Origin of the sequence: Bradyrhizobium daqingense, from assembly GCF_021044685.1 — a bacterium.
Taxonomy (GTDB): Bacteria; Pseudomonadota; Alphaproteobacteria; order Rhizobiales; family Xanthobacteraceae; genus Bradyrhizobium; species Bradyrhizobium daqingense.
Genome location: NZ_CP088014.1, coordinates 7665780 through 7685657, shown reverse-complemented (window position 1 = coordinate 7685657; position 19878 = coordinate 7665780). Strand labels below are relative to the sequence as shown.

13 protein-coding genes and 1 pseudogene are annotated in these 19878 nt (G+C 59.0%); 6 read left to right on the top strand and 8 right to left on the bottom strand.

The genetic code is table 11. The features are described 5' to 3' along the window. Positions 1-8: 8 nt before the first annotated feature. The gene (locus tag LPJ38_RS36445; protein ID WP_028144089.1) at positions 9-791 is read right to left on the bottom strand and encodes an enoyl-CoA hydratase-related protein; all 783 of its coding nucleotides are present in this window, start codon (positions 789-791) and stop codon (positions 9-11) included. A 713-nt stretch (positions 792-1504) separates the two neighbouring features. Here LPJ38_RS36445 and LPJ38_RS36440 point away from each other — a divergent pair. Next, complete coding sequence (locus tag LPJ38_RS36440; protein ID WP_063615341.1) at positions 1505-2830, top strand: MFS transporter; 1326 nt, start codon at positions 1505-1507, stop codon at positions 2828-2830. A 201-nt stretch (positions 2831-3031) separates the two neighbouring features. After that, entirely contained in the window at positions 3032-5665 is a 2634-nt protein-coding gene (locus LPJ38_RS36435; RefSeq protein WP_231088532.1) for a CehA/McbA family metallohydrolase, read from the top strand. A 164-nt stretch (positions 5666-5829) separates the two neighbouring features. On the opposite strand, the gene LPJ38_RS36430 is transcribed toward LPJ38_RS36435, so the two are convergent. Both LPJ38_RS36430 and LPJ38_RS36425 read right to left on the bottom strand, forming a co-directional pair. Next, on the bottom strand, positions 5830-6921 hold the full coding sequence (locus LPJ38_RS36430) for a LacI family DNA-binding transcriptional regulator (protein ID WP_018645249.1): 1092 nt from the start codon (positions 6919-6921) through the stop codon (positions 5830-5832). Between the two features lie 210 nt (positions 6922-7131). Continuing rightward, a complete protein-coding gene (locus LPJ38_RS36425) occupies positions 7132-7356 on the bottom strand; it encodes a hypothetical protein (protein ID WP_231088721.1) in 225 nt (74 codons plus the stop codon). Between LPJ38_RS36425 and LPJ38_RS36420 the strand changes: the two genes are divergently transcribed. The 4 genes from LPJ38_RS36420 to LPJ38_RS36405 all read left to right on the top strand — a co-directional run bounded on the left by LPJ38_RS36420 (position 7252) and on the right by LPJ38_RS36405 (position 12361). Beyond that, complete coding sequence (locus tag LPJ38_RS36420) at positions 7252-8388, top strand: CaiB/BaiF CoA transferase family protein (protein ID WP_231088695.1); 1137 nt, start codon at positions 7252-7254, stop codon at positions 8386-8388. The genes LPJ38_RS36425 and LPJ38_RS36420 overlap by 105 nt on opposite strands. Before the next feature lie 247 nt (positions 8389-8635). Continuing rightward, entirely contained in the window at positions 8636-9784 is a 1149-nt protein-coding gene (locus tag LPJ38_RS36415) for a hypothetical protein (RefSeq protein WP_018645247.1), read from the top strand. Between the two features lie 171 nt (positions 9785-9955). Further along, entirely contained in the window at positions 9956-10885 is a 930-nt protein-coding gene (locus LPJ38_RS36410; RefSeq protein WP_018645246.1) for a dihydrodipicolinate synthase family protein, read from the top strand. A gap of 12 nt (positions 10886-10897) precedes the next feature. After that, a complete protein-coding gene (locus LPJ38_RS36405; RefSeq protein ID WP_035711516.1) occupies positions 10898-12361 on the top strand; it encodes an NAD-dependent succinate-semialdehyde dehydrogenase in 1464 nt (487 codons plus the stop codon). Positions 12362-13063: 702 nt separating this feature from the next. On the opposite strand, the gene LPJ38_RS36400 is transcribed toward LPJ38_RS36405, so the two are convergent. The 5 genes and pseudogenes from LPJ38_RS36400 to LPJ38_RS36380 form a co-directional block, all read right to left on the bottom strand. After that, entirely contained in the window at positions 13064-13966 is a 903-nt protein-coding gene (locus LPJ38_RS36400) for an NAD(P)-dependent oxidoreductase (RefSeq protein WP_041956566.1), read from the bottom strand. After that, the gene (locus LPJ38_RS36395; protein ID WP_028144093.1) at positions 13963-14649 is read right to left on the bottom strand and encodes an HAD family hydrolase; all 687 of its coding nucleotides are present in this window, start codon (positions 14647-14649) and stop codon (positions 13963-13965) included. The genes LPJ38_RS36400 and LPJ38_RS36395 overlap by 4 nt, the downstream gene beginning before the upstream one ends. Further along, entirely contained in the window at positions 14646-16034 is a 1389-nt protein-coding gene (locus LPJ38_RS36390; protein ID WP_231088531.1) for an amidophosphoribosyltransferase, read from the bottom strand. Before LPJ38_RS36390 ends, LPJ38_RS36395 begins: the two co-directional genes overlap by 4 nt. A gap of 2016 nt (positions 16035-18050) precedes the next feature. Further along, a pseudogene (locus tag LPJ38_RS38415) lies at positions 18051-18260 on the bottom strand (helix-turn-helix domain-containing protein); the annotation flags it as partial. Between the two features lie 309 nt (positions 18261-18569). After that, complete coding sequence (locus LPJ38_RS36380; protein ID WP_014497904.1) at positions 18570-18893, bottom strand: hypothetical protein; 324 nt, start codon at positions 18891-18893, stop codon at positions 18570-18572. Positions 18894-19878: the final 985 nt, after the last annotated feature.

The window sequence follows — 19878 nt, the reverse complement described above, 5'->3', positions numbered from 1 at the left end:
GCGGGGGGCTACTTCCCGCGATAATTCGGCGGCCTCTTGTCAAAGAAGGCGTTCATTCCCTCCTTCTGGTCAGCTGTGCTGAAAGCGTGACGTATCGCTTGCCGCTCGAACTCGAGCCCGGCGTCCAACGTGGTCTGAAAGGCGGCGAGAACGGCAGCTTTGGCAAGTTCAGCCGAGCGGGGAGGCTTTTGCGCTATCAGATCGGCTATTTCGAGCGCTCGCCTCTGCGCCCTGCCGCTTTCGACAACTTCCGCCACAAGGCCGGCCTGCATCGCACTCCGCGCCGTGATGGATTGGCCGCTCAGGATCATCAGCATGGCCAGTGATTTGCCAGCCACGCGTGTCAGCCTCTGCGTTGCGCCGTCGCCGGGCAATATTCCGATGTTGATCTCAGGCTGCCCAAATACCGCCCCTTCACCTGCTATCACGATATCCGCGAGCAGCGCCAATTCGTGGCCGCCGCCGAAGCAAATGCCCTCGACCGCGGCAATGAGAGGCTTGGGGAAATTGGCGACATCCCCCCAGGCAGAACGTCGGGCGGAATTGTCGATTGCCTCAAAGCCGCGCTCCCGCATCTCCTTGATGTCGGCTCCGGCAGAGAAGAACGCATCGCTGCCACAAAGCACGACACAGCGGACATCCTCATCGATTGCGGCACGGCGCAAGATGGCGCCAAGCTCCACGATCAACTGGTTGCTCAAGGCGTTTCGTTTTGATGTCCTATTCAGCGTCAATAGGCGCACGTGGGGCGCGACAGATGTCGAGAGGATGAGATCGGGCGTCTCGGACATGGAGCGGTTCTCCTGAAGGAATATGAGAACCCCGCCTTAGACTGAAATCGATTTCTTCGCAACGAGGCATCCAAAAGCCTCTTCTTGGAAGAACCAGCCTCAGCGGCGCTGAGCCACCTTGCTCAACGCGGAGCCGACGGAGACCATGAGGCGGGCTTCACCCGTAAAAAACGGCTTGACTCCGCAGTTCCGAATTCTTACTAATCTTGAAATCGATTTCAGAACTCGATGTCGAAATGCCCGGTACTGCGGGAAACCAGAAGGATGCGGCCGGCGAGAGTGGGTCACATCTGAAGGATCTCATTGACGATGCGACGGGTCTTGTGACGCCGCGCTGTCCAACAAGAACATCAGCTTCTTCAGAAGCGCGCTTAGAGCAACAGGAGGAAGGCTGGCCATGGGAATGGCACGGAATCTCGCGCGCGCTTTATGCGAGTCGCCGCGCAAGTCGGAAGCAACGATGAAGGCGTCCTGCGCCATTAGGATCGTGCAATGGCCGCTCGTGAGGCGAGGCCCGCAATTACGTGAAGCCAGGCGGGCTTTCCGCCGGCATCCCGGGCAGCTGTTGCGCTTGCGCTTCCGCGGTCCGGCCTGCTCAAGGCCGCCGCTCTCGTAGACCCCCGCTCGCGGCGGGCGCAGTTGAGCCGACGAGCGGCTGCTCGTTCTCGCGCGACCCGCAAAATCATTAAGTCATCAATAGAGCCCGAGGACCCATGAACATCATTGCTCAGCCCAGCGCTGTACCCGTCCAGCTTGACAAGCAAACTGCCAACAAGCGAATGACCGCCGGCCTTGGAGGAGGGGTGGCGCTAGAGTGGTACGACTGGAATGTCTACGGCGTAATGGCGGCGTTTCTCTCGCCGCACTTCTTCCCTTCCGATGATCCCACCACCTCGCTGCTGGCGGGACTTGCCGTGTACGGCGCGGGCTTTTGCGCTCGACCGCTGGGCGCTGTTTTGCTGGGGCCGGTCGCAGATCGCATCAGCCACAAGCGCGTCATGCTGATCTCTGTCACGGCCATGGCGGTTTGCTCGCTTTTGATATCCTTGTTGCCCACCTACAAGGACCTCGGCGTCACGGCGGCCATAGCGCTGCTGATCATGCGGCTGATTCAGGGGTTTGCCACAGGCGCTGAAGCTGGTGTCGCCAACGCCATTGCAATTGAACTGGCGCCACCTGGTAAGGAGGGACGCTATCTCGGTCTGATTGGCGGCACATTCATCCAATTGGGAAGCCTTGGATCCAGCCTAGTTGCCTTCCTGGTGAGCGCCTCGGTCGCACCTGAAGCCATGCGCGAGTGGGCTTGGCGTATACCCTTTGCGGTCGGCGGCGTGCTGGGCCTTTTGATCATCTATCTGCGCACGACGGTGCCGGAAACCTTGATCAATCGAGCCATGCATCGGCAAGACGAGTCTTCGCGCATTCAGGAATCGACTGGCGGTGTGTGGAAAACGCTATGGAGCGTCCGCCTTTCGCTGCTCGCCGTCATCCTGGTGATCGGGTCGGTGCAGATCGCCAACTATGCCTGGAACACCGGTCTTCCCAACATGGCCAATACGGTCTTCAAGGAGGACAGCACGTATGTGTACGGGATCATGACCCTGATGGTCCTGATCTGGATGTCAACGGCGCCGTTTGTCGGCGCTTTCGCGGACAAGGTGCGACCCTCGCGCGCGTTCGCGCTGCTGCGCCTGTTGCTCATCCCATGCTTCTTCCTGACACTGCTCTATTCGGAAAAAGGCATCGTCACGTTCTTCTTTGTTACGGTGTTCGGCGGCGCGATCGTGGGCTTCAACATGGCCCTCTATAACTTCATCGCCACCACGCTGATGCCGCGCGCCGTGCGGACCACCGGAGTGGCTCTCGGCTATGCGCTCGGCGTCTCCTTGTTTGGCGGGACGTCACCCTATCTGCTGGTTTGGTTGCAACGCGAGCACATCGCCTGGATGTTTCCCGTCTACGGATCGTTGATCGCGCTCCTGAGCGTGCTGGTCTACCAGATCGCAAAGAAGCGCGGCTGCCTCTACATAGGTGAATGAACACGCTCTGCCCCTGCGCTTCGCCGTGCCCGCGACGGACGCAAGGCGTCCACGTTAGCTGCAAAACATAAGGGCTCGCGCGTATCTCTTCATGCTCGGCATGAGCATGGGGTCGGCGCAAGCGTCCTTGCGCGAGCAGTCATTCACAACAAACAAAGAATGCTTGCGAGGCACTGAGTTGCTGAAACTGGAGTCCGAAGCATGAAAACACCTTCATCGCCGCACTTCACGCCTGTGGACTTGAAGCGATATTTCAACGCCAAGCGCGCAAATGCCGGTGAAGGGTTCGCCGCCCGCCCGGGTGACACCGGCTGGATCGATTCACTTCGCGGGCTCCAGACCCATCGCGGCATGCCCTTTCTCTTCGGCAGCGAAATAGGGCCGGATGTGCTGGAGCTGCGCCCCGGCGCCCCTCCTGCCGTAATCGCGTTGCCGCCGACGATGGCGAGCTATGTGCTGTTCGTGCAAGTGGCGGCAGACCGCCCCAGTGCAAGCCCCGAGGGTTTCGGAGAGATCGGCCCGGCTACGCTGCCTGTAGAAGGCAATCCACTCGGCGACCGGGTGGCGACATACGGGCTCCGCTATGCCGACGGCAGCGAGACCGACGTGCCGGTGCTGCGCCGCTTCGCGATCCAGCAGAACCACATCTCCTGGAGTGCGAGTGCGTTCGCCGCCTTGCCGCTACGCGCGCCCACCGTACATGCAAGCACCGGCGAGGACTTTGTACTCGGCAGAGCGCCGGGGGCGAACTTCTTCCAGGGCGAGGCTCGCACCCAATCGGGACGCATGGATCGACAAGGTGAGAACGTGTGGCTTTACGCGCTCCCCAATCCTTATCCGGACAAGGAGCTTTCGGCGTTGAGCTTGCGCGCGGAACAGGAAATCTCGCTTGTGTTTGCGGTGACCACGACAGCGCTCACCCAGCACCCGCTGCGCCTCCAGGGCCGTCGCAAGCTGAAGGTGAGGCTGCCGCCGGGGTTCCATCTGAACAAGCTTGGCGAGCTCGATGTCGACGATCGGGGCCAGCAGATCGGCATGGACCTCGGCACGGTCATCTCGGCACGCGCAGTGCTCGAGTACTCCAGAGCGGATTGGCTGGGCGCCAAAGTTGATGTGCAGCCCGTGCGCTGCGGGAGCGAAGTCATCGTTGAGTACTCGGCGCATCCGGACGCAAGACTCTATCTGCGCCCCGACGATGGCCGCTTGCACATGTTCGAGCTTCGATCGTTGGAAGGTGGCGGTAACGCAAGCGCCTCGCTCAATGTGGCGACAGTCGAACCGGCCACAAGGCCGGTCAAGATCCGCATCATGGAAAAGGACAGTGGCGTGCGCGTTGCCGCGCGGTTGCATGTCCATGGTGCGCATGGGGAGTATCTGCCACCCAAGGGACATCACCGCAAGGTCAATACCGGCAGGTTCGAGGACTTCTCGGGCGAATTTGCCAATGGGCTGAACCAGTACGTCTACGTGGACGGCAGTTGCGAGGCGGACCTGCCGCTCGGGCCCGTGTTCGTAGAGATCTGCAGGGGTTTTGAGGTGCGCCCGTTGCGCACCATCGTCGACATCACTGCAAGCACGGACACTCTCACCTTTGAGCTCGATCGTGTGCTGCGCTGGCGCGAACAGGGATGGGTTAGCTCTGATACGCACGTCCATTTCCTAAGCCCGCAGACAGCGCTGCTTGAGGGCAAGGCGGAGGGTGTCAACGTGGTCAACTTGCTCGCCGCACAGTGGGGCGAGCTATTCACCAACGTCGCCGATTTCGACGGACGCACGACGTTCGGGGCAAAGGATTTCGGCGGCGACGGAGAATTCCTGGTTCGGGTCGGCACGGAGAACCGGATGCAGGTTCTGGGGCACATATCGCTGCTCGGCTATGAAGGTGAGATGATCAATCCGCTCTCTTGCGGCGGGTCCAACGAAGCTGCAATCGGCCATGTTCTGGAAGCGACCATGGCCGACTGGGCGGAGCGCTGCCGTCAGCAAGGGGGGCTGGTGGTAATGCCGCATGCGCCGAACCCGCAGGCGGAGCGTGCGGCCGACATTGTGCTCGGCCTTGTCGACGCCATCGAAATGATGTCGTTCAACCCGCGGACCGCGCAGCTCAGCGCATTTGGTCTCGCCGATTGGTATCGCTACCTCAACATCGGCTACCATCTGCCGCTGGTGGCGGGCTCCGACAAGATGGACGCGGCCGCGCTCCTCGGGGGCTCACGGACCTATGTGCGGTTGGGCGAACGCGACTTCACGTATCGCAACTGGATGGATGCCGTACGCAGCGGGGACACGTTCATCACTGTCGGGCCTCTGGTTGAGATGACCGTTGAAGGACGTCGCCCTGGAGGCACGGTGTCCCTTCCCCGTTCAGGCGGCACCCTCACGATCGACTGGCGGATCGAATCGGTCAGCGTCCCGCCGGCGCGGGTGGAGCTCATATGTAACGGCACGGTCCTCGAGGAGGTTCGATGCGGAGGCTTGTCGTGCAAGGGGCAGCTCTCCCTGCCCATCAACGAGTCATGTTGGATCGCGCTGCGCGTTCGGGGCAGTGTCGCCGGACGCGAGGCCGACATTGCGGCGCACACCAGTGCGGTATATGTCAAAGTAGGCGGAATGCCCATCTTTGCCACCGCGGATGCAGTGTCGGTCCTTGCTCAAATCGAGGGATCGATCGCCTATATGGACACGCTCGCTCCCAAGTCCGACGAAGCGCGACACTCGCGGCTGCGAGCTGCCCTGGAACTTGCGCATCATCGCCTGCATCATAGATTGCACGAACTGGGCGCCAGCCACCACCATGCGCCCGTTCACTCCGTTCACGTTGAACGCGAGCATTGAGAAGTCTCTTGTGCCATTGACGATCGCGCAGGCGGCGCATCGCATGCTCAGCCACCTCTACTTACGGGCGAATAATGATAAGGGGCGAGCAGCTTGCGTCATCGGGTCCTGGGATGCGGACGCCAGCCTCCGGTTCTGAAATAGTTATCAGGACCGTGGCCCGGTCAATGATCTCGACTGCGCCCGCGACGGGCGGGACGGACGCTGGACCGCGGCGGGGCGCTCGATGAGCGCATGACCAGCCGGTACGGCAACACGACACTTCTCGGGACAGGACTTCCGGCAATGGCATTGATGAGATAATCGGCGGCTCCCCGGCCGATTTCTGCTGCCGGAACGCTGACTGTTGTGAGCGGCGGGTCCATTTGCGCCGCCAGCTCCACATCGTCAAATCCTGTGATGGAAAGCGTAGCCGGTACGGCCAGCCCCATCTTGCGAGCCTCTGCCATTGCACCGATGGCAAGCGTGTCGGTGGTGCAGATGACTGCTGTCGTGTCCGGATGATCGGTGAGGAGCTGACGAAGGGCGCTACGGCCCTGGGCAAGCGAATAATCGGCCTTGACGACCTGGCTCGGCTTGAGCGGGAGACCGGCGTCCGACAGCGCGCGCTGAATTCCCTCGAGTCTGGCGCGGGATCTGTCGTTGGACGCGGCGACAACGTTGGCAATCGCGCCAAAACGGACGTGTCCAAGCCTTAGCAGATACTCCGTCATCTCGCGGGTGGCGCTTTCGTTGTCGATTCCGATCGCGGGGATGCCGCCGCCGGCCTTGGCAACATAGGTGGTGATGACGGGTACGCCTGCCTGTTCGATCAGGCTCCTCAGCTCCCGTCCGTGGGAAGCTCCGACCAGCACGATTCCATCGATGCCGCGTTCAATGAGACTTTGCAGTTCCTGAAATTCACGCCGCTGGTCATATTGCGAATTCGCAATGAACAGCGTGTAGCCGCTTTCGCTGAGGCGGTTCTGGAGGGCTTCCACGCCTTCTGCAAAGATACCGAGCGCCAGTGTCGGAACGATGACGCCGACGGTCCGCATGCGTCCCGATTTCAATGCTCTGGCTGCGCTATCGCGCGTGTAGGCGAGGTCATTGATATGCCGCATGACCCTGTCGCGAAGCTCCGGCCGTACGATATCGGGGTGATTGAGAACCCGCGACACCGTCGCCGGCGACACATTCGCCTTCCGGGCAACGTCCTCGATCTTCACGCGCGGCTGCTGCCGGCCTTTGGGCGCGATTACAGGTTTCTTGTCCATTTGCGTTGGTCAACCAGGAGAAGGAGAGGGTCTCCCCTCAAAAGGGTTAAACCATCACGAGCGCTACCTTCTCAAGCCCTGTATGCGGGCCATCGGCGCTATTTTCTGCCCCTCTCATGCACAGATGGAGCGGGATGAAGCGAATCTCATTCGAAAGTTGGTAGATTCGCTTGACTCCGCTTCTCGCACAGCCTAAGTCTGAAATCGATTTCAGAAATCGAGAACCAGCACCTCGATTTCAGGTAAAACCGAAAGCAAGGATGTATGGTCGATCTTTTGAAGGGCATTCGAGTCCTCAGCCTCAATCACTTTCTGATGGGTCCGGTCGGCGTGCAGTTTCTCGCCGACCTCGGTGCGGACGTGATCGCCGTGGAACCGCCCGGGGGGGCCTTTCAGAGGAAATGGGGCGGGGCGGACAAGCGGGTTGACGGCCAATCAATGTTGCTTCTGACGGGAAACCGCAACAAGCGCAGCCTCACGCTCGATCTGAAAAAACCCGAAGCCGTGGTCATCGCCAGGCAACTGATCGCCAAATCGGATGTGATCGCAGAGAACTTCCGCCCGGGTGTGCTCGACAAGCTTGGTCTCGGCTACGAGGATGCAAAGAAGATCAATCCGCAGATCATCTATGCCGCTGCCTCCGGCTACGGTCCTGACGGGCCCTATGTCGATCGCCCAGGCCAGGATCTCTTGATCCAGGCGCTATCAGGACTTGCGATGATCACCGGAAGTCGCGAGCAGGGGCCGCGGGCTGTCGGCGTTTCCGCCATCGATCATCACGGCGCCGCCTTGTTTGCGGCGGGGATCCTGGCTGCCTTGGTGCGGAAGGCGCGGACGGGGCAGGGCTGCCGCGTCGATGTTAGCCTGCTGTCGGCTGCGCTCGACCTGCAGATGGAATCTTTTACCTGCTACCTGAACGGCCAAAGGCCTGACGACGTCCGTCAGCCGGGCCCGGTGGCCGGCTGGTACTACGGTGCGCCTTACGGCATCTATGCGACACGCGATGGGCACATTGCGATCTCTTTGGGATCGCTGGAGGCGCTCTCAGGCGCGCTTGGCCTTCCGGCCGACCAGCGAATTCCTGACGAGGAGGCGTATCGCCGGCGGGACGAGGCCTCAGCCATGATTGCTGCCAACATCGCCAAACGCTCAACCATGGAATGCATCGTCCTGTTCGAGGCGCGTGGAATTTGGCACGCTGCGGTGAACGATTATGCCGACGTCGTTGCGGATCCGCAGATCGCGCATAACAAAAATTTTCAGGTCGTGACCGGCGCGACCGGAGCTCCCATCACCCTTGTCAGCCATCCCGTGCGCTACGACGGCGAGCAGCCGGACGTGCGTTTGCCGCCGCAAAAGCTCGGTGCGCAAACGGAAGAGATTCTGAAAGAGCTGGGCTATGACGCTAGGAAATTGAAGCATCTTTATGAAACCGGCGCCATCGGCGCTGCGGACTCGCATCACTAACGAACAACGAGGATTGTCGAAAGCAGCACGCTTACGTCGGAGGGTCATCGTGATTGGCATAAACTTGCACGCGGCTTTCCCTGCGGTGCTGCTGACGAGGCTTGCTACTCCGCAGAGATGCAGCCAAGCACGATTGGAAGTCTCGTGAACACCAACCGTTCGCGCCAGTCCAGGATCTGTTGGTAAAGAGCTTTAAGTTGCCGCCAGGGCAAAGCCGCGCGGCGAGTATTATGTTGGACCAGAAGCCATGTCGGAAAGCCAATATCTGCCCGCGCGCGAGCGTATGCTGAAGCGCATTGCCGAGACTCGGGACACCGCACGCTCGGGCTTGCCACACTGGGCGAGTGCCGCCGACGGAAAATGGACGTTTACCCCCGATGGTGATTGGACCGGCGGGGCATTTGTCGGTGAGCTTTGGCTCGCGCACCTCGCTGATCGCAGCCAGTTCCCAATCGAAGACGCGCGTGCTGCGCTAAGCCGAATGTTGCCGCGTGCCGAGCGGCTTACGGCCTTCAAGGGCTTCGGCTTCTATCATGCCGGCGCCCTCGGCAGCATCCTGTTCAAGGAAGAAAACGCCCGCGCGGTGGCTCTGACAGCAGCAAGATCGCTTCGTGATATGTTCGATCCACACCTCGGACTGATACCGTTGGGCAGGGATGCCGAGGAGGCGAGCGCAGTGGGAGCTTCCGAGAGCAGCATCGACTCGCTCCAGGCGACAGGCCTGCTCTATTGGGCCGCGGACGAGCTTTCCGATGCCCGGATGGAGGAGGTCGCCAATGCACATATGCGGCGCGTCCTGGAGATCCATGTGCGGCAGGACAATTCAGTTATCCAGTCTTCCACCCTTGATCACACCGGTAAGGTGCTCAGAACGCACACGCACAAGGGATATAGCGATATCAGCACCTGGGGCCGGGCGCAGGGATGGGCGATGCTCTACACCGCTCACGCCGCCATGGTCCGCCCCGACGAACCGCTATGGCGCGACTACGCCGTCCGCCTTCTTGACTGGTGGATCGACCATGTCCCCGCGGATCTCATTGCCTTCTGGGATTTCGACGATCCGGCGATCCCCAACACCAGCAGGGATACTGCGGCCACTGCTATCGCTGCCGCCGCGGCGCTGCGCCTCGCATCCGCACTTGGTCCTGAGGGGGGCGCCAAATATAGATTATTTGCGGAGCGCACAGTTACTCAACTGAGCTCGAAATACCTGACACCGACTGCTCCCGATGACCCGCGCCCGCCTGGAATGCTCACCGGCGGCTGCTTCACCCGAAAGGCGATCGTGCGCGATATCGATGCGGCCCAGAACGTCGAGCTGATTTTCGGAAGCTACTTCCTGTTTGAATGCCTTGCCATCCTGACGGATCTGGTGCCGCCTGGCTGGATCTAGAGGCGCGAAAGGCTTCCAACGCGAACAAAGCCTCCAACCAATCTTGTTTGTGACGCCACGCCAGTCAATCTGTCCAAACAGTCCGACGGCATCGGCTCCACTCCTTGGATATTCGCGATGGGCTGATCGAGTTAGACAGCAACTGACTGCCTCCTGTCTGGAATCCTCTACATGAGAAATGCGAAACCCCCCATCTATCGCGGCTTGTTCCCGGTCGCTCCGACGCCGTTTACGGAATCTGGAGATCTCGATCTCGAAGGGCAGCGGCGCGTGCTCGATTGCATGATCGACCAAGGCGTGGACGGGATCTGCATTCTGGCCAACTATTCCGAGCAGTTCCTGCTGTCTGATCAGGAACGTGACCTTCTGGTCGATCTCTGCCTCTCGCATGTCGCGGGCCGCAAGCCCGTCATGGTGACCTGCAGCCATTTCAGCACGCAGATTGCGGTGCAACGCGCCCGCTATGCGGCCGAACGTGGCGCAAGCCTCCTCATGCTGATGCCGCCTTATCATGGTCCAAGCCTCAAGGCGGATGAAGGCGCCATGATCGGGCATTTCGGCCGGGTCGCGGACGCCGCCGGGATTCCAATTATGGTCCAGGACGCGCCGCTCTCCGGCGTTACATTGACGGTCCCGTTTCTCGTCCGGCTCGCTTGCGAGGTGCCGCTCGCCAGATATTTCAAGATCGAGGTGCCGTTTGCGGCTGCCAAGCTCCGCAGTCTGATCGAGCTCGGCGGTGAGGTCATCATTGGTCCTTTTGACGGGGAGGAAGCCATCACTATGATGGCGGACCTCGATGCCGGTGCGAGCGGAACAATGTCGAGCGCGCTGTTGCCCGATTTGCTCCGCCCCGTGCTCGATCATCACAAAGGGGGCAGCAGGCAGGAAGCCGCTCTTGCATATGCAAGGGTGCTGCCGCTCATCAATTTCGAAAACCGCCAGTGCGGCCTGCGCGCCACCAAGAGCGTAATGGCTGAAGGCGGCGTGATCAAATGCGAAGCCGTGCGGCATCCGCTCGAGCAGATCCATCCGGCGACGAGAGCTGGATTGATCGAGCTTGCGCGTGAGCTCAACCCGCTGTCTCTTCGCTGGGGACATTGAGATGCGGGCATGATGCGCCGAGAACAAGCCACGCAGGCAGAACCTGTGTACCCCAAGATCAGGATGTTCATTGCCGGCGAGTGGACGGAAGGGGGTTCGGATCGCTCGGAAAAGATCCTCAATCCCGCAACCGGCCAGCCGATTGGCGAAACTCCTTATGCGTCTCGTGGCGATCTCGATCGTGCGATCATGGCCGCTCAGGAGGGATTTGAGATTTGGCGAAAGGTTTCGGCCTTTGACCGATACAGGACGATGCGCAAGGCCGCCGATCTCATACGCTCGCGCGCAGCCGGCATCGCATTGATCATGACGCTCGAACAGGGTAAGCCGCTCACCGAGTCGAGTGCTGAATCGCTCCTTGCTGCCGATATCATCGACTGGCTCTCCGAAGAAGGGCGGCGCGCCTATGGACGGATCGTCCCGGCGCGCTTTGGCAATGTTGTCCAGCTCGTGACCAAGGAGCCGGTCGGGCCGGTTGCCGCATTTACGCCCTGGAATTTTCCGATCAACCAGGCCGTGCGGAAGATCTCCGCCAGCCTTGCAGCCGGCTGCTCCATCATCGTCAAGGGACCTGAAGAGACGCCAGCGAGCTGCATGGCGCTGGTGCGTAGTTTCGCGGATGCTGGCTTGCCTGCGGGCGTGATCAATCTCGTCTTCGGGGTGCCATCCGAAGTTTCAGATTATCTCATACGCCATCCTATCATCCGGAAAGTCTCCTTCACCGGTTCGACCGTGGTCGGAAAGCATCTCGCAGCCCTTGCCGGCGCCCATATGAAGCGCACCACCATGGAGCTCGGCGGGCACGCGCCTGCCATCGTTTTCCCGGATGCCGACGTCGAGAAAGCCGCAAGAATCTTGTCGGCGAACAAGTTCCGCAATGCGGGCCAAGTCTGCGTCTCGCCGACGCGGTTTCTGGTGCATGACAGTATCTATGAAGATTTCGTCAAGAGGTTCGTTGCCGAGGCCAGCGCGATCAAGGTTGGCAATGGCCTTGAAAGAGATAGCCGGATGGGGCCGCTCGCCAATTCGCGCCGGGTCGATGCAATGGAGACCCTCGTCGCGGACGCTCTCGATTGCGGCGCCCAGTTGCGCATCGGCGGCAAGCGTATCGGCAATACGGGGTACTTCTTCGAGCCGACGGTCCTGACCGATGTTCCACCTCAAGCGCGCATCATGAATGAAGAGCCGTTCGGCCCTGTCGCGCCGATTGCGCGGTTTAAAACCTATGACGAGGTTGTGGCGGAGGCCAATCGACTGCCTTACGGGCTCGCCGCCTACGCCTACACGCGATCCGCCGCAACGATGGCCGCGATCGGGGCCGATCTCCAATGCGGGATGGTATCGATCAATCATCATGGCCTTGGGCTTCCCGAAGTGCCCTTCGGAGGAACGAAGGAGTCAGGCTTCGGTTCGGAAGGTGGCCTCGAGGCAATCGAGGGCTATCTCGACACCAAATTCGTGAGCCAGGCGAGCTAGAACCGGAATACCAGATACCAAACCGGAGCAGAACGACTTCGTTAGTGCCGCCGGATCGCTTCAAGCGCTCCGCCCTTCTCCGCTGGCAGACCGGTACGTCTGCCTCTCCCCAGACTTGAGCCGCTGTCGGAGAAATCCGGCAGCGGTCCTTTTCTTTGCTGGACCGACACCTTCTTGTTCTTTCAGGCGAGAGCAGAAATGAGATACGTTGTCCGCAGATCAGCGCGGACGGATAACAGCTGCGTGTGCCAAAGCCCTCAAGTATCCGCGCCAATGATGAGGCCGCGAGCACCACGAATATTGGTGCGGTCCAGCATGACCATCGCCTGGAATTTCTCGGCGATGACCATCTCACGCGCAGAAGCGCGCAGATGCGAGCAGGAAGATCGTGGAGAACCGACAGGTCCATGTCCAGTAGACCCGATTCGACCGCATCACCAAAGGCGAAATCGATAATGATTCGGGCCTTGGCAGTATCGACCAACGCGTCGGTGATGCGCAGGCCGCCATACTCAGTTTCCTCGCGAATGCGATTGACCTTGACGCTGTTTGGATCGAACTCCACCCCATCGTATAAGAAACGCCGCTGACTTCTTTGAAGATGCGGACCATCTCGTCCTAGTCATCGCTCTCGATGCCCAGGAAGTCGAGGGGCACCAGGGACTCGTGGAAAAATGGCCCGCTTGGAACCACACCAAGCGTCTACGATCGGGCCAAATGTGGGAGGGTCAGTTCACCTTTGCCTGCGACAACTGAGAGGTTGAGTTCCTGCGCGGCAGCATCCAGGACCGGCACGGAAACGGCACTCTCGCGCGCTAGGCGCACAGCACACTCGATGTCCTTTGCAGCATTTGCAATCGAGATTGCCAGTGCATCTGGTTTCTCTCCCAACAAAAAGGCGGCGAAGGCTTGGAATATTCCACTGTTCGTAGAGCCCCGACTGACCAAAGAGCGCAGTGTCACAAGATCTATCTGAAGACTATCCGCGAATTGGCAGACCTCAGCGGCGACCGCAGCGATGCCCATAGTCATGCTGTTGTAAACAAGCTTGAGCTTGTGGCCGTGTCCGACATCTCCAACATGCATAACGGTCTCGCAAAACGCAGCAAGAATGCGTTCAGCAACGGGAAAGAGTGTTGCATCCGATCCAACCATCGCATTGAGAAGGCCGAGCTCTGCTTGCTCGGGGCTTCGTGTTACTGGAGCATCAATGAAGCTAAGACCTCGTCTTTCCGCCGTTTTGGCCAATGCAATGGTCGATGCGGGATACGAGGTCGTACAATCAATTATCAAACCTCCTCGGCACATGTTAACAAACAGTCCATCGTGATCGAGGCACACCGTCTCAACTTCGCGGCTGGACGGTAATGACAACACCACCACACTTACATGCTGCGCCAACTCAGCGATCGACGCATGCTCGCGGGCCCCTGCACCCATCAGGCGATCAGCACCGAACCGGTTCTTGTTGACTTTGATGTGGAGTTCGTTTTGCTGACGCAGCAGGCTGATCCCTATACCTGTTCCCATGCGCCCCGCTCCGATAAGCCCTATGCTCTGCTTGATCGTTTTGGGAGCCGCGTTCGCTGACGATCCCTTGCTCATGATTTAGTATTCCGAAAGAAGCCATGGCTTTGTAGGATCGGCAACAGCTCGTGATGGTTGTTGATGGTGTAATCTGGACGCGCAGCTTGCAGGCGCGAGGTCGAAACAAATCCTCCGGTAATGGATATGCTTGTCAGCCCGAGACTGCGTGCAATATCAGTCTCGACGGGCATATCGCCGACGATGAAGGTTGACGACGGCTTCAGGTTGTGCCTGTTCATATAAAGGCGAAGCCGCTCTCCTTTGCTTATCGATTTGTATTGCGTGGCGCGGCTTTCAAAGGCGAGCACGTCGGTGACGTAGTCATCCACTCCAAGTCTCCTCAGCTGAAACTGTAGAGGCGCGACTATGTGGTTGCTGAGGATGATGAGTAGAGCAGATTCTCGGCGGGCTAACGCGAGCACTCTGCGCGCCCCCTCACGTAAATCGGCTTTATCCGCAAGAGGCTCGTACGTGTCGTGAAACAGTGCGCCTTCGTCACGCTCCACCGCCTCAACCTCCTCCTGCGACATTCCGAGGCTACGATAGAGACGATCGAGGGGAACATCACAATGCTCTCGAAAGGTGTTTATATCGATGCTCGGACGACCAAAGCGGTCCAAAATTACATTGGTCGTTTCGAGCAGCGCGTATGTGTCATCGAGCAGTGTTCCGTTCCAGTCAAATACGAGAGCGGGCATCATGATGCTGACCTCAGACGGGGATTGACAGGAAGAGCGGCCAGCAAAGCTTTCAAGTTTCTGTCCGCGCGCTGACGTCCAGCGGGGGTCGGCATCTCCAACGTGAAGGGCGACAAATCGATGCCCTCTAGCCTGTTGGCCAATATGGGTACAAGGGCACGGAAGGGCAGATAAGTGATGGTGGCTGCTTGGATTGCCGTCGCAATGTTGCTTTCAATAATTTTGAGGGCTGGCGGATCCATCCTGTGGAAGCGAAGACTCTGGGCGCGTAGTTCGGGCGGCAGTCGCTTCAACGCCTGCCAGAATGCGAGCTCATCTAGCGTATCAATACCCATGCCGTAGTAGTGTGGAGCAACTATAGGCGGCGAACCAATTGCCCAATGTACGGCTTCGGCTCCAGCGGCAAGGAGCATCGTTGTGACGGCTTGGCTGGTATCACCTCGAATGAGGGCCTCATCGACAACTATGATGGTCCGTTTAGCGACGGCAGATTCCGACACGAGATACTTCTGAGCAATGCGAGATTGTCGGGCCTTGGGTCTGCCCAGGAGCGTTCGCTCAAGAAATTGCGTTGCCACTACGTCACTACGCTCGGCGAGCACGCCCTGTTCGGCGAGAGAGTCAAACAGACCATCGGCGTACGGCCCCCCAGTCTTTGGCATGGAGGACACGATTGGCGGCATCAAGAGTGGGTCTGCTTGGACTCGCTCCGCAACGATTCTCCCCAAGGCCAGCCCGATGTTGTGACGGGTCTGGCGATGTGAATGGCCCTCAACCGATGTGTTCGGACTTCCCAAATAGAGAGTTTCGTAGGCGCAGAGTTTGGCCTTACATCCTCGGCTGTTCAGGATATGGTCAACGCTGCGGCCGGACTTGGCGTCCACGCGCCGTATGCTCCCAGGCAAGAGCTGCTGGGTCTCACCTTTCAAGCCAGCGAAGGCACAATTTTCGGAAGCAAAGAGCAACAATCCATTGCTTGCCCGCATAGTCTCCAACGGTCGCAAACCGCTTCGATTGCGATATGCAACAAGATCACCGTTCATATCTAGCAAAAGCGCGGAAATGGCACCATCGATACGATCATCAAGCTCGCGAAAGATAGCTTCGTAGTCTGCGGGCAAGCCGTGACGCCAATATTCTCGTTCGCAAGATCGTTCGATCCACCTCAGCAAGAGCTCGGCGTCTGTGTTGGTATCTATCAGTGGTCCCTGAGCGAGCAATTCGCTCCTGAGTTCATGAGCGTTCACCAAGGCGCCGTCCAGAGAAATTGCAAAATAGCGGCTGGGAATTGACTGCACATCGCCGTCATCCCCACCTCCGCTGCGGATCTGCGCGATTGCAACATGAGGCCGAAAGCGCGGGTCCTGTTCGATTCCGTCGATGCGCACTGAATTATCGTTCGATTGAATCGCCCTTGCATATCGGATCCCACGCTCTTGCATGAAAGCATAGACCGCGACACCGTGCTTGCCCACGGAGTGCAAGCGTCGGAATCATTTTCTTCAGCTGATCAACAACACGCGACCATGGTTCGCTTGAAGCGCAGAGAAACGCACCGGCGACACCGGACATATAGTCACCCACTTCTTAAGAAGCCGATCTGGCGGGGCGCCTCGCATGGCTATATGAAGGCGGAAGTTCGCTTCATCCTTAAGCAAGCGTCGTACCACTCCTTTGAAAATACTGGCTGGCACTTCTAGAGCGAGGAAAATTGGAACACGAGCCACTCTAGCCACTCAGTTGAGTGTTGTGCCTCGTTCAGGCCCTCACACGATGTTCAAGATGCTACGACTGTGTGCGAAAAGCGCCACACCGGAGCGAAGGTGCGAGTGCTTGAAGTCAGTGAAAGCCTTCTGATGTTCCACTCATTTCCTTCCATTCTGCGGGGAAACCACCAAAGCGGGTCCTTACGGACGACCAGCATTAGAAAAGGGCTCCAAGCAGGCCTGGTAGCGGCGCGTTGGTATTTTCGTGTTTTGCGAGTAAGACCCGGCAGATGATGCAAAGCGACCCATTGCGCGATTGCCGATACCGAGAGCCGGGTCCTGGACAGTCGAAGTGCGCACGTCCGTCTGCGGGACAGAGTAACGAATGGACTTATAGGCAACCTAGCCCCTCCGTTCTTTGGCCAACTCACATTTGGTAGCCGCTGTGCGCACACTGCTACGAACAGGCTCTCTGGGGTAGCGAGCGCCTGACCGATCTCGCGGCCCGATGTTTTCCTGCCTTACCCTAATCAATCTCAGGGGGCGAGTGACGAATAGAACGGCTTTGTCGATCTCAACCTCCACAGAGTGAAAACCGTCCTTCTCACGCCATTGTAATCTTCGCTTCCATTTGGCTTACATATTGACCCTCTATCATCAGCTTGCATGGTGCATGATTGTCTGGAAAGGTCGCAACATCTTAACGCGCGTTTTCAACGCGTACCGGATCAACTACTAACACTGGTGATTGATCAGGCACCAAAATTCCTGGCGATGACACACCGTGCCGCCTGCGCGGATCGGGCGCCGATGCACCTTGAACGAATTTGGCAGGAGCAACTGCAATATGTCACCGTCAACGGCTCTGTCGCGGCGCACGTGCCTAGTCCTCACGTTTGCGAAATCCTTTGAGCCCGAGGTCGTTCAAGTATCCACGTGCCGGCTGCAAAACGCTTCGCAAGTAGGAGGATGGCAGGGGCCCGCATTTTGCAAGCAGTCCAGCCGTTCTATGCAGCGTAGTCGAGCCAAAGAGCCGTCAGTTTGATGTTGAGCCACAATTGTCGCACCAAGCACTCAGCATGGAGCGACGGGCGATTAGGCTGTCGGCTTTGTGTAGGGGGGCTGTGTCGGTGTAGGTGAGATCGCCAGCCTCGCCGAATATGGTTCGATGGCTAGACCGCGAGAGTACGGCGGTCGCGAGCTTTGGCTCGCTGCTCGAGTTCGACGACCGTAGGAGGTCACTTGCAGTCAGACTCGATATCGTTCTGTTTTACAGAGCGTGTGCCCGGCGCCCAGGACGTGGCGTCGGGTTCTGCTTTTGGCGGGCATGAGTTTATCGATCTCGCAAATGACGAGATCTTCCAGTCACTCTCATTAGCGCACGAGAGGGCGATGGTTACTGTCGATTCTGGGGCGAGCGGCGTCCTGGATCCCATTGGCCTCATGCCGCTCCGCAAAGCTATTGCGGAAAGGCTCGCCGCCCAGACAGGCTTTGATTGGAGTGCGGAAGAGATCGCAATCACTGCCGGCTCAAAGGAAGCGCTGCTTTGTGCGGGCCTGGCTGTCCTAGAGCGGGGCGACGAAGTTATCATTATCCGCCCCTGGCAACCGTTTGTCCCAGCACTGGTTCACGCCGCTGGCGCAGTACCAGTGTTCGTCGACGCTCAGCGCCCACGATACGGTCGCGATCTGCCTGGAGGGTGGCCGAACAAACAGCTCGGAGACAGCAACGCCGAGCGTCCTGGCAAGGCGATCGAGAAGATCAATTGTGGGGTTTGCCTGTTGGCGCTCAAGTCCGCTCATATAGGAGCGATCAATACCTGCATCGTAGGCCAATTGCTCTTGCGGAATACCGCGCTCGACGCGGATCCGGCGCACATTGTATGCCACAAGCGCACGAGCTTTCATGCGCGAAGGCAGCCATTTCGATGGTCATCAAACCACTGGCTATAACCGACATAAAAACATCACAAAACTGCGCGGGTTTTGCCGGCGCTGACCCGAGCGCCGTCGTTCCGCTGGCTCGACAGCCGTTCGATTCCGCTGCCCATTTGCGCTAACAGCCTCGAGCCAAACGCAAAAGATGCTGACTGACAGGGCACGATAGTCTTCCATTCAACGAAATGGAGTCGTAGCCCGACGAACGTGCCGCCCCAACCCGTCGAGATTGCAGCGACAGCCGTTCAGGCGAGATTAGAGTCGGCCTGCAGCACTGCATCAGCGCAGGAATCGCGTTTCAGCTGCCTCAATCTCGTCCATTCTCTGCAGTCTGAAGAGTTCCTCTATCGTTACAATATCCTTGTGGACGTTCTGGACGCCGCCATCAGCGATGATACGGCGGAAGGTGTCCCTCAAGGCTGTGCTTGAGGCCCGGATCCGAAATTGCCATAACTCATCATCTGGACGTTCCGCAGCAAGGCTCGTAACCTTGGGAAATGTCTTGTCCTCGATGACAACGGAGCTGGCGCCGGTCCTTTCATACTCGCCAATGGCATGGATGACATTGATCGCATTGCCATAGCCTGTGTCGATGTCGGCCACATCGCATAGTGCAGGGTTTTCCGTCTACTTATTTCGATACCTGTCATCCGGCTGTGACACGATGGGTCTTGAAGGCCCGCAGCTTGCCAAAGATTTTCAAGCCGGCAAGGAAGTGATGCGTGCCGCCAGCGGGTGGTGCCAGCCGGCCTCCCGGTCAGCAACCTGGAGGTGAACGCCTGTATAAGCCTTAGCTCCATCGAGGCGATCGGCGGCGTCTGTTTCGATACGAGGGAAACGGTTTTCGAATTGAAGGGGGCATCATGGACGCCTGGTACACGCGGCTGGACAGCAAACTAATCGAAGTACCAGTTTTTGGTGCAGGAACCGCTTGGAGCGATGGCGAGCACTCACAGTTTCAGAGCCTCCCTGATCCGCGGCACCGTCCGCAGGTTCAGGCGAATGGTTCCATCGTCATCGCCCAGAACACGTGTCCCGGTCAACGGGCTTCGGCTCGTTCGAGTCGAATCTAAATCGTCGCTCGCCTCTAATCCTGTTTGCTAGGGGACAGGGATTACCAAGTTTCCGTTCGGCGGCTCACAACATCAAATCAGTTATCTGGCGGCGCGAAGTGCGCAATTCTTGTCCAAATTCCGACACCGGCACAAAGCCCGTCGGGTTCAAAACACTGGTCGCCGTGAACTGCCGTTGAGCTGTTCATGCGCAATTAGGCGCTTAATGCGCGCAGACGATGCTGGCACGGACGTTGCTACTAAGGGTGCAGCAGTACTGAAAGTGCTGAGCCCACCCAGATGCGAGTCGAGCGATGCTCTCCTTCCTTGAATCGACGTGGCCTGCTCGTGAGAGGACGAGCTTGTTCCTTGTAACTTTGTGTGTCGGCGTGCTTAGCGCTGCGACACCGACATTCGCTACGGCTCTCGTTCGGCAGCCCGTCTACACCACGGCACCCCACTTCTCGGTCGCGGTCGCGATCGGAGATCAGCGAGCACAAAACGTCGCGCAGTCCCTGACAATAACTTTGGAGCGT

Coding starts and splice junctions, on each gene's coding strand:
- LPJ38_RS36445 (WP_028144089.1), bottom strand. CDS start 791: ATGTCCGAGACGCCCGATCTCATCCTCTCGACATCTGTCGCGCCCCAC.
- LPJ38_RS36440 (WP_063615341.1), top strand. CDS start 1,505: ATGAACATCATTGCTCAGCCCAGCGCTGTACCCGTCCAGCTTGACAAG.
- LPJ38_RS36435 (WP_231088532.1), top strand. CDS start 3,032: ATGAAAACACCTTCATCGCCGCACTTCACGCCTGTGGACTTGAAGCGA.
- LPJ38_RS36430 (WP_018645249.1), bottom strand. CDS start 6,921: ATGGACAAGAAACCTGTAATCGCGCCCAAAGGCCGGCAGCAGCCGCGC.
- LPJ38_RS36415 (WP_018645247.1), top strand. CDS start 8,636: ATGTCGGAAAGCCAATATCTGCCCGCGCGCGAGCGTATGCTGAAGCGC.
- LPJ38_RS36410 (WP_018645246.1), top strand. CDS start 9,956: ATGAGAAATGCGAAACCCCCCATCTATCGCGGCTTGTTCCCGGTCGCT.
- LPJ38_RS36405 (WP_035711516.1), top strand. CDS start 10,898: ATGCGCCGAGAACAAGCCACGCAGGCAGAACCTGTGTACCCCAAGATC.
- LPJ38_RS36400 (WP_041956566.1), bottom strand. CDS start 13,966: ATGAGCAAGGGATCGTCAGCGAACGCGGCTCCCAAAACGATCAAGCAG.
- LPJ38_RS36395 (WP_028144093.1), bottom strand. CDS start 14,649: ATGATGCCCGCTCTCGTATTTGACTGGAACGGAACACTGCTCGATGAC.